Origin of the sequence: Pseudomonas sp. GD04058 (assembly GCF_029836855.1) — a bacterium.
GTDB classification, from domain to species: domain Bacteria; phylum Pseudomonadota; class Gammaproteobacteria; order Pseudomonadales; family Pseudomonadaceae; genus Aquipseudomonas; species Aquipseudomonas bharatica.
Genome location: NZ_JAOECN010000033.1, coordinates 32,725 through 46,951, shown reverse-complemented (window position 1 = coordinate 46,951; position 14,227 = coordinate 32,725). Strand labels below are relative to the sequence as shown.

The window sequence follows — 14,227 nt, the reverse complement described above, 5'->3', positions numbered from 1 at the left end:
CAACCGGGTTCACTTCGCAAAGGCCGGCGAGACTACAGACGACAACCCAAATTTTATGTAGGAAAATTCCGAAAAATATAGCAGAGATTACGACGAGCCCCGCGCCCGCCGAACGCCCCGGGCGCGAGGTAACCCGGCCTGCTATGGCACGCGTTTGCGCTCAGGCATAGGGCAGTAGCCCGAGGGCACGTGCATGGAAACGGTCGCCAGGACCTCCAGGGATGTCACCGGTACACCATTCAACTCGAAGGAATACTTGGTGTAGGCCCGCCCATCGATCTTGCCCCCCTCCGGGTTATAGGTCGGCAGGATGTGCTTGTCGTAGGGGTGCACGCGAATGACGAAGCCAGTAGCCGGATGCTCGGGACCGATGATGTAGTCCTGGGTGAAGATCGCGTCTTCGATGACCGCACCGGTGTCTTCGATGCGACTGTCCCAGGGTGTCCAGGTCACGGTAACGGTATCGCCATCCTTGAGCCATTTGCTCAGGTCGGGAATCCTGACCCGCACCGCCGGCTCGTCCGGATGGGGGTTGGCGAAGTCCTCGAACAGCGATTCGCAGACCAGCCAGCCTCTTTCAGGGTTGAGCCCCAGGTATTCGGGCGCTTCCGGAGTCAGGACGAAGGCGTCGACCTTCACATGGTAGGTCTTCGAATGCTGCTTGTTGTTCCCGTCTGGCGCGCTGATGCGGTAATGCACCGGCACGGCGGGACCATTGCCGACGTCCTGGATGATCTCCCAGGGAATCTCCACGCCGATCTCGTCGCCTGGTTCTTCGAAGCCTTGCAGCACGTACGTGTAGCCGAGGCGATCGCCCCAATAGAACTCGATGATCTCGTCCTTCGCCGCCGGTGCGTAGAGGATGATGTTCTGCTTGGCCGGCTGGCCGTTGTCTGCGGGGGTCAGTTCGTTGAACTGCTCGGAGACCTTGCCATAGGTATCGAGCTGGCCCAGGGCCGGGTTGACGGGGTCGGGCCAGGTCAGGTCCGGTTCGGGCCGCGGCGGACCGATATAGGAGAAGTCGACGTTGATCTTGATCTCCGGCGCATCGAACGGCACGGTGCCGCGCAGGATCCTGTAGCCGACACTGGTTTCCAGCTCGCCCACGGCGGTGCCGTACTCGGCCTTGAGGATGGCCGACGGTACGCGCACCGGCATCGGGAAATCCGGCACCGAGCCCAGCTCTTCCGCAGTCACCAGGCTGTTGCCCCACTTCACCTCGATGCGGTCTTTCGGCTTCCAGCCGACGTAGCCGGGAATGTTCACCACCACACCGATCCCGGCATCGGCCATGTCGATCAGGTTGTCGCTCTCGGCCAGGGGCACGGTCGGCGGCGCAAGGTCGGCCGGCAGGGTGCCCAGGGCAACGGCCACCGGCTGGTAGACGGCCAGGCGGCTGCGGTTCAGCGCCTTGTCGACCAGCATATAGGTTATGTAGCAGCCGCCGTCCCCCACCTCGCGGATCAGGTCCGTCCTGACCTTGAACGTCATCGGATCGCCCGTCACCTCGAAACGCCCGCCGATCGGTACATCCATCGGATCGTCGGGAATGGGGTAAGTCGCCCACCAATAGATCAGTTCATCATGTGGCTGGCGGTCGTCATACTTCGGCAGGGTGGCGGTGATGCCATCGGGGTTGTCGATCAGGGTCTGCTCGCTGATGAAGCCCTCGGGCATGATCAGCTTCGGCGGCTCGTGCGGGCGCCAGGGCTCGGTGTTGTCGACCACCACGGTGAGTGCCAGCGACATCTGATAGGAACCGTTGTAGTGCTTGACCCTGTAGGTGATATCCCAGGCGCCATCCGTCTGCATGACCTCGGGCGGCACGTGCAGGGTCAGCGGAAAGTGCGCGGGGAACGGCGGCGCCAGTTCGATCTCGTCGACCGTTTCGTAGTGGGTGGTGCCAGCGGGTGCCCACTGGATGAACACTCGCTCACGGTCATCCGGATGGGCAGGGTCAGGCAGGGTCCAGGCCTGCATGGTAACGGCCAGCGGCACCTGCCGGGCACTGCTGAACAGGGTGTTGTCGTTGGCGTCGGCGATTACCCCGGCGGCCAGCGTCACCGGTGGCAGGTCCGTCGTTTCGTTACGTCGGTCCATTTGTGCCTTGCGGTAATCCCTGCGTGCCTGCTCTGCGATTCGTTGCTGTTCTGACTGTGACATTTCGGTCACCCCTCTCCATGTGTCCAGCCATTCGCTGACACGGCGGATGCCGCTCCGGACCGAACAGCCGTGGGGCCATTTAATACCTCCGGAAGGATTGGCGTAACTGACAGAAATAACAGGTGCGCCAAGCGCACGAAGCAGAAAAAGGCCGCCCCGAAGGACGGCCACGAAGGGAGGGTGAGCAGGTCAAGCCAGGCAGACTCACGGGCTCGAGGATTGATATCCGCGATTCCAAGATCCACCGGAATTACGTATCGCTCCGGCACGCGCTCGCCCCGACAGTGGTATACCGTTTTTATCGGTCAGCCCTTGCTTGTAACTTTGCAGATCCGGCGGCTGCTTGTAGGCATCTTCAAAAAATTCTTTACGCCTCGCCAGGCTCTGGTCCAGCTCGCTCGCCTCCTTCATCGACTGCCGATCCTTGGCCTGTTGCTTGGCCGAAGTGTTGCTGCTGATACTCTGCTTGATACTGCCGTTCACCGGCGTTTCCGGAGCGTCGCCGGGCGCCGGCAGGTTTTTGCTGTTCCCCTTCGCCCTGTAGGCCGAATACCCCAATCCCAAGGCCATCACGCCGGAAAATGCAGCCACGATGCTCCAGTCGGCCTGGGCACGACCTTTCTTCGTGGCGGCCATGATACTGGCATAGGCAAAGACGGCGCCGGAGAGCAGAGAACCGAACAGATACCAGGCGTTATGCCCCGTCGGATCACTCGCATTCACCGGATCGCCCTTGCAATAGGCATAGGCATTCGGGCCTCCGCGGCGAAACGGGCTCCATTCGTCAGGGCTGCAGAACTTCTTCAGGACGGGTCGGTAGAACCGGTAGCCTTTCCCAGCAGTTGCCCACCCGCCTCCTCGTCCAGTTCGCCGTTGAAGGCCAGGCGGGCTTGCACCCGGGTGCTGCGATGGCCGTGTGCGGTATAGGCCATGTCGGTGGTGCCCTCGCCGGCCAGGTGCTCGCTGAGCACGCTGTTCTTATGGTCGCAGCCCAGCAGCAGGCTGATGTCGCCTGCCTGGTGCTCCGCCAGCAAGTTGCCTGCGCCGCGCATGAAGGTACTGCCCTGCTCGCCCTGGAGCAGGTTGGCCAGCTCCTCCTCGCGGTAGAAACGCTGCTCGGCGCCCTGGGCACCGGACAGGCTGGCCAGGCGGTCGAGTGGATCGTAGCGGTAGCTACCGGACAACACGCCATTGCCGTCGCCAACCCCGAGCAGGCGCCCGAGGGCGTCGTAGCTCAATTGCCGGGCCTGTTCGTCACGCACCAGGTTGCCGTCCTCGTCGTACTCCAGATCGATGCGCTGCGGATACGCTTGATCGCTGTTGATCACATGGGTCAGTTGGGTTGGATCGGCGGGATTGTCGTAGTGGTAGTCGGCACGGTTCTGACCGCCGGGGAACACTGTCATTACCCGGGTGATGTTGTCCATCCCGTCGAAGCGGAACAACTGCGCCTGCACCGCCTGGCCGTAGGCGTCCAGGGGCGGCGAGCCATCGCACTGATAGTCGGTCAGGCGATTGCGCTCGTCGTATCCGTAGCGCTCCTCGCGCAACAGCGTACCCCCCTCGTTGTGGATGCGCTTGGTCAGGCGATCCACCGCGTTCCACTCCTGGGTCAGATGCTGGACCAGGTCGCCGAAGTCGAAGCAGCGAGAGGTCTCCCGGGAGAAGTCGTCGTAGCCGATCTGCACATGCAACTGCCCGCCGTTATCGTTGGTCTTGATGCACTCCAGTTGCCCCAGGCCGTCATAGTGGAAGGTCGAGGTGGTGGCCCCCAGCACGGTACACATCAGGCGGCCGGCCGTATCGTACTCGTAGGTCTGGGTCTGCCCGAACACATCGGTATAGCTCAGCAAGCGCCCGCGCAGGCTGTACTCGTATTGCATGCCGTACTCCTGGCCATCCTCGCTGCGCGTCTCGCTTTTCAGCTCGCCGGTGCTGAAGTATTCGCGCACCAGCGACTGGCCCTGCTCCGTGCAACTGACCAGGCGGGCGTTCTTCTTGTCGTACACATAGTCGGCCGCCACCTCGGGCGACAGTTCGCGACGCGTTGGCTCATCGCCCAGTTGCGGCAGGTACTCATAGGCGATCACCGCGCCGGCCGGGGTGGTCACCGTGGCCGGCTGCATGCGCCCCGGCTTGTAGGTGAACAGGCGTTCGCGGCCGCCGGTCACCGAGCTGGTCATCCGCGACAGGCCGTCGAAGTGCTGCTGACCAAGCTCGACGTTATCGACGCTGATGTGGGTCGGCAGGTCTTCATCGCTGTGGGTGACGAAGCGTCGGCGGACCACCGCCAGGCCCGGCAGGACGTTCTCCACCAGACGGTCGAAGGCGTCGTAATCGTAGAGGGTGGTCTGGTCAAGACCGTCCACCTCGCGTCGGGTCCGGCCCAAGCCATCGTAGAAATACTCGTGCAGGCTGATCCGCGCCGGCTCGGACTCGGTATCGAAGCGCTCGACCCGCGCTGGCTTGCCGAACAGGTTGACGCGGGTCACGGTCTGTCCGCTGACCTGCTCGCCGTCGATGCTTTCCCGCCAGGCCCGGCTGATCGGCCCGGCCCAGTCGGGGCTGCCGATGGGATCGTTTTCTTCGAATACCACCACCTGGTCCGGCCCTGTGTCGCTGAGCTGCTGGCCCCAGTCGTCATAGGTAAAGTGGTGCACCAGCGGCAACTGCTCCTGCAGCAACCAATCGAATTCGCACTCCTCGACCTTCTGCCCCAGGCCGTCGAAACGTGCGGTATAGGTGGTGCGCCAGGCAATGGCGTCGCTGTCGGCGCCGTCGACGTCCTGGCGCTCCTCCAGGATCGGGCGATTAAGGCCGTCGACCGTGGTCCGGGTCTCGACGTTGTTGACATCGGTCATCACCTGGACCGCCCGCTGACCGTCCAGCCGGGCCAGGGCGTAGGTATAGTGGCGGGTGGCTTCGTAGGAGGTATCCGGGGCCACGGTTTCGGACCTGATTCGGCGCAGGGTGTCATAGCTGTAGCGGATCACCACATCGTCATCGTCGTGGGTCTGCACCGGCTCGCCGATCAGCAAGGCATGCTGGAGCACCAGAGTCTTGCTGGTCTTATCGAAGCCGGTCAGGGTCTCGGTGGTCTGCAGCACACCCTCCGTGGCCAGCACCTGGTAGTGATAGTCGGTGAAGGTCGGCTGGCCATTGTAGGTTTCACTGTCGCTGGCGAGGCGTCCGTGCAGGCTGGCATCGTCCGGCGTGTTGAAGTGTTCGTGGCGGGTTTCCTTGAGCAAGGTCGCGCCGTCGCTCAGGGTTTCGCTCTCCAGCGCCAGCCAGGCGTTCTTCTCCACCGTGGCCAGGGGCTCGAAGCGAACGTAGCGGTATTGGGTGCGCAGCACCGGCGCATCGCAGGCGCCACCAGGGGCCGGAGTGACCACCTGCTCCTTGAGATGACGGACGAAGCCATCCGGATCCTCGGGACAACCCTCCTCCCCTGCCGCCTTGTACCAGGTGCTGGAGGTACTTACGCCATCGGGCCGGACTTCGAGGGTCGGGTTGCCATCGAGGTCGAATTCGCTGATCTGGGTCTCGGTGCGGTGGCGGCTCGGCTCGCCGTCGATCCACCAGCGGGTTTGCACCGAGCGCGGCAGCTGGAAGTTCCCCGGCTGGTTATCGAAGTTGGTGTCCAGGGCGTGGTAGGTGGTGCTCACGGTTTTCACGCAACGCCCCTGGCGGGTCTCCTCCTCGGTCATCAGGTGGAAACGGTTGAAGGTGTACTTCACCGTGCGCACCACCTTGCCATCGAGCAAGTGGCTGGCGACCGAGCCGTAGTTGTAGGTGTAGTCGACCTTGTACAACTGATCGAGACCATCGTCCTGCCAGTTGATCGAAGAGCCGTTGCCGATGAAGTTCTCGGGCGTGTAGGTATAGGTGGTTTCCTGCGCTGCCAGGCCCGGGCCAGGCACGATGGTGTGGCGGGTCACCCGCGGCAGATTGGGCCGCCCGGTGTTGCCCGGATACGGATGGCCACCATCGAGGTATTCAAGGGTTTCGCTGCCGCCCAGCGGCGTGCCAACCGACTTGACGCAACTGATGCCGCGGACCGTCTCGTAAGTCAGGCGCCAGGATGCCAGCTCCGGCACCGGCAGCACGATCTCGCTGACCCGGCCACCACTGAGCTTCATCACGAAGCGCGACAGCGGCTTGTCATCGAAAGGCGGCAGCAGCAGCCTGACCTCCGAGCTGTCACGCACCAGGCGCAGCAGCTCGCCACTGGCGTCAGCGATGCTGGCCAGGCGATGGGTCGTCTCGAACACGGCGTAGCTCAGTTTGACCGCGTGCCCGCTCGGCGCCAGGATCTCGCTGGGCAGGGCGATGCGCTGGGAGCCGCTGCCAAGCTCCTTGAGTACTTCCACCAGGCCACTTTTGTGCACGATGCGCCAAACCCCATTGCCCTCGTCGAAGAAGCGGAAGGTATCGAGCTTCTTCTCCTTGATAGACGGCTCCTGACCATCACCGGTGACCTTGTAGCTTTCCCCGGTATGCAGCGACAACATGTTGTTGACCGGGTTGAACTCGCTCAGGCGCAGGTTCCAGCCCAGGCCGTAGCCGCTGTCGAGCAGGTTGAGCGGATTGAAGTCGAGCTTGATCGGCACGTTCGGACCGATCAGGGCGTTGGCCTTGAGCTCGGGCAGGTCGATGGACAGGGTGTACTGCCCGGTCCTCGGATCGACGCTGTTGTTCATGAAACTCATGAAATTGAAAGCGTTGGAACGCACGGTGGAAGAAGTGGTCATGGGCTTGGTCCCCAACGGAGAAAGAGCAAGTGGCGCGGGCCCCGGTCGCTGGCCCGCGCCGCCTGGATTGCAGAGCGGTTACTGGATCTTGAGGACCAGCGTGTTGCGGCTGTCCTCCTTGGTCGGTGACTCGTAGCCCACCGCCAGCCGATGGCGATTGCCATGTACATCCAGCAGGACGAAGATCACCGGTTTGTCCAGCTTCTCGCGGAAGCGCTTGTTCGGATCGCCTTCGGCCATGTCGTCGTACCAGAACCGCATGTCCGCCACGCGGTGGTTGCTGACCAGCAACTGGCCCGGGGCCGGTGTGAAGTCATCTTCGAACTCCTCGCGGATCGCAGTGCCCAACGCCTCAAGTCCCAGCCTCTGGAAGTAGGTGTCGAATGACAGCCGGGGCGGCCGCTCGTCGTACCCGGGGAAGTTGTACGGATAGAAGCAGTAGCCGGTGTAGCTGAAGAAGGTCTCGGAGATCTGCTCGCTTTCCCACTGCATGGTCGAGGTGTTTTCCTCGATCTGCAGGGTAGCGAAAGGTATCGGCCGGCCCAGGCTCTGGTAGATGATGTACCAGTAGTCCACCGACTCCATGTAGTAAGTGAAATCGTCGCCGCTGCCGGGGTCGTCACCACCAACAGGGCCCTGCCAGACCCGCTCGCGCACGATGTTGAAGTCATGGCCCGGACCGACCTCCGGGTCCACGTAGGGTGGAGGAACCCCGATCAGCTCGATGGTGGTTTCCTCGTCACCTTTACTCGTCGACTCCCAGACTCCGCCGAACTTGTCGGTGAAACGCACGAAGAACTTCTGCGTGTCCCGAGCCGTCGTATGCAGGTACAGCTCGCGGAACCTTGTCCTGCCGTTGCGCGGCTCCGGCACGGGCTGGCGCTCCAGTGGGCCGGCCGCCGTGGCGGGGAACAGGGCGAAGCGGTTGGCGTACTTGTGGGTGAAGGTCACCTCCCCACTGCCGTATTCGATGCCTTCCTGCTCGTCAGCGAGAAACTCGATGTCGTCGCCGGTGTACATGTCTGCCAGGCGGATCGACGCAACCTCGCCATCGGTCAGGGGAATCTCGTACTGCTCACCATCGAAATCGACGGTCGTGGTCTCCACCTCCACCACCAGGGGAATCTGCTGGTAGCCATTGGCATAGGCGCGGGTCAGGTTGTTGGGCGCCCTGATCTTGAAGGTCTGAAGCGACGACCAGTGCGGCAGTTCCCTGCGGGCCGACAACTGCACCACCGCGTAGCCGGTGGCCAGGACCCTGTCGTCATAGACCAGTTGGCAGAGCACCAGGCTGATCACCGAAGTGGCCTTGTCTGGCGGGGTGAATACACCGTTGGCGTCCACGCTGCCTTCGCCGATCACGCTCCAGCGCTGGTACTGCGCCTCGATATCGGTGCTGAACGCTGCCGTCTGGCCACGGGCGATGGAGGGAACGAAGACCGGCTCTACCAGCGCACCCGGGCTGCCGCCCAGCACGATCATGGTCGACTCGATGGTCTCGCCGCTCAGCTTGTCGCGGCACTGGATCTTCTGCACATTGATCAGCGTATCGACCTTATCCGGCGGCGTGTAGACCGCGTGCCCCGGGCCCTGCACCTGCAGGCTGCCGATGCCCGGCGCGAGCAGCGTCCACTCCAGATCGCCGCCACTCTGGCTCGCAACATGGATATCCACCGGCTCCCGCCCGCTGAGCATGGACTGCGCCCGGGGCTGCACGCTCATCAGTTCGAAGCGGCCGAGAACCATGGCCGAGCTTTCATAGGTCGTGTCATTGATCCTGTACTTGGCCGTGACTACGGCAGGCACGCTGTCCTGGCCCATGCGCTTTTCCGCTGGCGCGGTATAAAGCCCGCTGCTGCTGATGCTGCCTGCGGAGATCGGGCTGCCCAGGCTGCGCGTGCTCCACTGCACATCCGTTACCAGGCTGCCATCGGCGGCGCGCACCCGGAACTGGCGCTCCTGGCCCGGCTTCACCGCCCCCAGCAACGGCTCGATGACCGCGCTCTGCTGCGCCGGCTGGATGTTGCCCAGCACCAGCAGATCGTGCGGCTCATGACGCCCGTTCGGGATTTCGCTGAACAGGTTGCGCGCCGGGAAGCCCAGGCGCTCGATCATCTCCAATGGACGCTCGCCGACCCAGTCGCGCAGATCCGCGTTCAGCACCAGCGATGCGCTATACAAGGGCTCGCCGCCCTTGCTCATGTCACTGGGGATCAGGTAGGGGAAATCGTCGTTGTGCGCCGGCTCGCCCCCGTTCTCGTCGATGCCCTTGAGTCGGGTGAACAGCAGCAGCGCACCGTCACCGTCGGTAGAACCGGGCGCCGGCTGGGTGTACACATGGAATTCCCTGGGGCTCAGGGGGTTGTAGCCATTAAGGTCCACCAAGCCCATCTCGAAGATGCGCAAGCTGCGCGGCTGCCGCTTGATGAAGTCGAGCAACAGCCCGCCCATGGCTTTCTGCGCCCGCTCTTCGACCAGCACGTTGCACAGCGGGTTTTCACCCTTTTCCAGGTCAAGGACGAAGCGACCACGGCGGTCGACATCGCCGATCAGCGTCGAGAGGTCAAGGTCCATGGCCAGGGTGAACCCGTCGGCCTCGCTGAAATCGAAGCAGGTCAGCAGCCGCGGCATGCTGTCCATCAGGTTCTGCACCAGGCTGAAGCTGCCACCGATCACCTCGACCGACAACCTGACCCGGGCCATGGGCAGCGCTGCCGGTTCGAAGGAAATCCGTGGCGCACCGAAGGTCAGGTTCTGGAAAGTGGCGAGCATGCTTTGCTCATCGGTCAGCGACACCGTGCCACTGAACGGCGGCATCAGGCGGAAATCGCTGAGCCCGCTGACGTATTGATGGCGCAGCAGGTGGTTGATACGGTCGCGGCTGAAGGCGGCGATGGCGCCCCAGCCGAGGGTGACCGGCTTGTCGCGCATGCGCGCCAGCAATGCTTGCAGGGTATGTTCCGACATGATGGTGACTCCCTCTCAGGGCTTGCCTGGCTTGTGCTCCAGGCATTTGGCCTGGACTTCGAGCGCCTGTTTGATATCAAGCAACGGGATCGGCAGGATGATGTGGCCCCTGGACTTGAAAGGCCCCATTGCGTAAAGCGCCTCGATCACGGCGAACTTGTGCTGGCCGGCTGGATCGATCTTGAATAAACCGTCGGCGCTGATCGTTCCGGAACCGGCAACCAGCGTGAGCGTCATGTATTCGTCCGGGGGCACGTCCTCCATTTCATGCCTGAACGTCAACTGCACCTCGTCCGGATTGTCGGTTTTCTCGTATTTAATAGTCAGGCTGCCCTGGACGTGGGTCACCACAACGTAGCTGGACACCTTGGAGCCCGTGCTCTTGTTCTCCACCACCACTTCCTCGACGAGGATATGGACGTCCTGCTTCGGCCCGGGCTTGAACGCCTTGTCACCGAACTCGACGTTGCTCGGCACGATCTCCGAGCCGGAACTGGGGTCGGCGATCGTCCAGACCAGCTCGCCGTCACCGAGGGTGCCCGCCGACATTTCCCGGAGCACCCCGCTGTCCACCCCCATGGACACCACCAGCGGGTTGAGGGCAATGTCCCGGCTGACGATGCTGACCAGCGCACTCTGGCGGTAGTCGCCCACCGTGGCCGTGACCCTGACCCGGGTGAAGCTGCCATCGAGCTCGCTCTTCTTCGGCGCGGTATACACTCCGCTGGCGCTGATGCTGCCGACCTTGTCGGACGAACCCGGGACCTTCTCCACCGACCAGGTAACACCGCTGACCGGCGGCACCGTCTTGAACGTCACCTGGCCTTCGGGGCCGACCTTCTCGTCCATGGGCGTGATGGAGAAATGAGTGAGGGAGGGAGAGACATCGCCGATCAGGAACATATCGCGAGGCTGGTGTACGTCCTTGAGCACCACCACGTTGTCGCCCCTGAACAGGATGCTGTTGAGGCGAAATATATCGATGGCCGACGCTGGTTCCGAGAATCTCGCCAGGGTGTCGAACAGCCGCTGCGTCAGTTGCGGCTCGAGGAGATCGGTGATCTCCCCGAAGTTTTCGATCACCGGAGGATAATCATGCACACCGGGACTCACCTTCAGGCGCTTCATCGGGGTCTCGTCCAGAGCCACCAGGCTCACCATGCCCGTCGCGCTGTCCAGCCGGGGTTCGAATGAACGGATGATGTGCCAGGACGCATCGGCCCAGAAGTCCTGCATCTGGTCATTTTGCAGGAAGACTGTCAGGCGCAGCCGCGAAAAGCCTTTCCAGTCCAGCGTGATACGGTCGTCGCTGAACTTGCAGGTCAAGACTACATCATCGTCGGCCAGCGGGAAGGCGAGCACTCGGGCGGTGATCTCCTTGAAGGTCGCGCTGCTGCCGGTGATATCGGGCCCACTGGCGACACCTCGCAATACCCGCATATGATCGACGATGCCTTCCTGATAGCTGACCAGTTCGAAGTCATACTCGCTGCCGTCATCGGCCAGGGCCCGGCAGCCCTCGGAAAAGATCCTGGCCATCAGGAAGTCGTGGCCCAGCAGCATGCTGGCAGAGAAACCATCCGGGATCAGGTACGGCTGGTCTTCGTCCTTGACCGCGATCTTGCCGTTCTCCTGGCCCAGGGTGGTGATGTACACCAGCACCGCCCCCGCACCATGCCGGATGGAATTCGGATCCTTGCCTCCGGGCGCCGCATGGGTGCGGATAAAGAACTCCTGGGGCACCAGGTACTGGCCAGGAACCACCTTGAGCTCGTTGAGTACGTGGATCTGCTGGTCCTCCGGCAGGCCCTTGAAATACTCATTGAGGAATTCCCCGCCGATCTTGCGTTCACGGTCGGTCGCCGCAAAGGTAAGCATGATGACTTCGAAGGTTTTATTGAGGTCGAGGTAGATCTTGCCATCCTCGCTGATCAGCCCCTCGGTTGCCTCGAGCTCGATGTCCATGTACACCAGCGGTCCCTGCAGGGCATCGATGGATGCTGATCCCGGCCACCTTTAGCTGGCCGGAGTCCGACTCCTCCAAAGACACCTGCGAACCGCCGATGACGTGCATGGTCAAGCGGGCTTTCGATCTGGCGATGGTGGCGTTTTCGAAGGACAGCCGCCCGGCATCGAGGATGTAGTCGTAGGTCAGCTCGCGGGTCTTGCCCGAGGTCGGCACGTCCATATTGATGGGTTCCAGGTAGGTACCGGCGGTGAAACGCTCGATGTACTCCTGGAGCAGTACGGCATTGGTCTTGGCCCGGTCGTAAGCGACGATGCAGTTGAAGCCGCCGGTCCGCGAACCGCCGCGCAACCACTCAAGCATGTCGTCAAGGGAAGCTTTGGATTCCATGGTGTGTATCCTCTTTCGGTGCAGGGCTGCATAAGCAGGCGTTGGCTTGCGGTCAGGGTCTGAGGGGCAGGTTCAGGTCCTTGAAGGGGTAATAGCTGCCGCCGCCGTCGAAACTCACCTCGGCGGTCAGGGTGAAGTTCTGCCCCATTTGCAAGGATTCGAGGAACATGCGGATCAGCCTCGCCTCGATCTGCTCCGCCGCCACTTCGGCGGCGGTCACGGGCGCGGCGTTGCGTACCATCAGGCTGACCTGCTGGCCCCCGGCGTCCACTCCGCTGGCCTTGATGCTCAGCAACTGGCCCACGGCCATGAAGTACCACCTGGCCAGGACCAGGTCGGCCCCGGCAGCGGGAACCCTGGCCAAGGACAAGGCCCCGGAGTCGGCCTGGACGATTTGCACATTGCTGTAGAGGCTGCGCGCGATCGGTTCGATCCGCAGGTTGAAAGGCACCGACTTGAGTGGCTCTTCGCCCTCGGGCGTCAGCTGGTAGAACACTTCGAAACGCTTGGTCTCGCCCGGGCCCATGTTGGCCGCGATGGCCGTGGAGGGAATGCGGAAGCGGCGTTCACGACCGTCGACCGGGGTGTCGGCGATATGCTGCCCACCTGCCGGATGACCGGCCCAGTGCACGGCCAGGCGATCGCCCGGGCCCAGCGGGAAGCTGTCCGGCACGTCGACGTAAGCGCCAGTGCGGGCATCGAAGGCCAGCAACACGCCCTTGTTTTCCCCGGCGCCGCCCTCGGCCGTGGCGTGCTCGACGTTTGGCGGTAGCAGGTTCAGCGGCGCGCGGATGTTAAGGGCCAGGTCTTCACTACTGTGGGCCACGCCCTCGCGGGCATACTGGTGGAACACCCGCACCTGGCTGCCGATATTGGCCTGCAGCCAGTGGGCCTCGATCAGCACCTCGATCACCCCGCTATCGATGGCCGAGGTATCGATGCGCAGCGACTTGATCACGCTGTCGGCATCGCGTCCGCCAATCCAGTGCACCAGCAGGCGGTCGCCGTCCTGGATGTCCGGCCAGGGCGCGATGCGCAGGTACAGGCCATCGGGGAAATGTCCGGGATCGAGGCTGTCGCCATCATGCCCCTCGACTTGCGGCGCCGGCAGGCGCGCGGAGTCCGCCGGGCGAATACGGAAAGTCTGCACTGCCGAGTCACTGGCCTGCTCGCCCGAGGCGTATTCGACCCGGTAGCTGACCTCGGCATGACCGCCCTCGATCCAGCTCAACTGGCTCTTGGGCACCTGCCAGACCAGCGGTTTGCCGACATCGGCGGCGCTCAGCTCCTTGGGCTGCGACCAGGTGTCATCCGGCTCCCCGTCGTCGTAATAACCGGCAAAACTGAGGATCACCTTGTCTCGCGGACGCATGGCCAGGTACGGCGGGACCACCGCCGGGGTGGTGCTGCCGATGACGCTGCCGGAGTCCAGGGCCAGGTCGTGGGAGTCACGCATCTGCGCCACCGGCAACAAGACAGCCTGCCGCGGGCGTACCCCGACATAGCAGAACTGGCGCAGCGACTCCGGACCACGCTCGCCCCCCTGCAGCGCGACCGAGTAGGAGTACATGGCCCAGCCCTGGTCCAGGGCGTTCAGCAGGCTGCCCCTGATAGCGATCGACAAGCCCATCTCCGGATCGTAGTTGGAGTCGTCGATTTCAATCACTTCGCCGGCGTAGTCATAGGCCGCGCTGTCCTGGCCGCAGCCACGCCACACTGGATAGACCTCGTCGCCCAGGGCAATCCCCGGGTACTTGATCCAGGTGGCCAGATCCCCTCCAAGGTCCTCCAGGTCAATGGTGTCGCCGCGCAACAAGGGGATGGACGGCTTGGGTAAATCATTCATGAGTCATTCCTATCAGTGGCCGGAATCAACCGGCAGGCCTTCGCTTGCAGTGGAGTTTTTGTACACCCCGCTACGCGTTGCCGGTACTGGCAGAACTATCAGGTTGCCAAATGCGCAACGGCAGTTACGCTTGATCAGCACGGC

At 63.1% G+C, this 14,227-nt stretch carries 7 protein-coding genes; all 7 read right to left on the bottom strand.

Annotation, left to right across the window (positions count from 1 at the left end; all coding sequences use genetic code 11):
• Nucleotides 1–141 precede the first annotated feature (141 nt).
• The 7 genes from N7650_RS22100 to N7650_RS22070 all read right to left on the bottom strand — a co-directional run bounded on the left by N7650_RS22100 (nt 142) and on the right by N7650_RS22070 (nt 14,083).
• Complete coding sequence (locus tag N7650_RS22100) at nt 142–2,163, bottom strand: hypothetical protein (protein WP_279900029.1); 2,022 nt, start codon at nt 2,161–2,163, stop codon at nt 142–144.
• A gap of 204 nt (nt 2,164–2,367) precedes the next feature.
• A complete protein-coding gene (locus tag N7650_RS22095) occupies nt 2,368–2,886 on the bottom strand; it encodes a hypothetical protein (RefSeq protein ID WP_009397092.1) in 519 nt (172 codons plus the stop codon).
• A gap of 80 nt (nt 2,887–2,966) precedes the next feature.
• Complete coding sequence (locus tag N7650_RS22090) at nt 2,967–6,914, bottom strand: sugar-binding protein (RefSeq protein WP_279900027.1); 3,948 nt, start codon at nt 6,912–6,914, stop codon at nt 2,967–2,969.
• Between the two features lie 78 nt (nt 6,915–6,992).
• On the bottom strand, nt 6,993–9,881 hold the full coding sequence (locus N7650_RS22085) for a hypothetical protein (RefSeq protein WP_279900026.1): 2,889 nt from the start codon (nt 9,879–9,881) through the stop codon (nt 6,993–6,995).
• A 15-nt stretch (nt 9,882–9,896) separates the two neighbouring features.
• On the bottom strand, nt 9,897–11,846 hold the full coding sequence (locus N7650_RS22080; RefSeq protein ID WP_279900024.1) for a hypothetical protein: 1,950 nt from the start codon (nt 11,844–11,846) through the stop codon (nt 9,897–9,899).
• Entirely contained in the window at nt 11,776–12,237 is a 462-nt protein-coding gene (locus N7650_RS22075; protein ID WP_279900023.1) for a hypothetical protein, read from the bottom strand. The genes N7650_RS22080 and N7650_RS22075 overlap by 71 nt, the downstream gene beginning before the upstream one ends.
• 52 nt (nt 12,238–12,289) lie before the next feature.
• Entirely contained in the window at nt 12,290–14,083 is a 1,794-nt protein-coding gene (locus N7650_RS22070; protein WP_279900021.1) for a hypothetical protein, read from the bottom strand.
• Between the last annotated feature and the right edge of the window lie 144 nt (nt 14,084–14,227).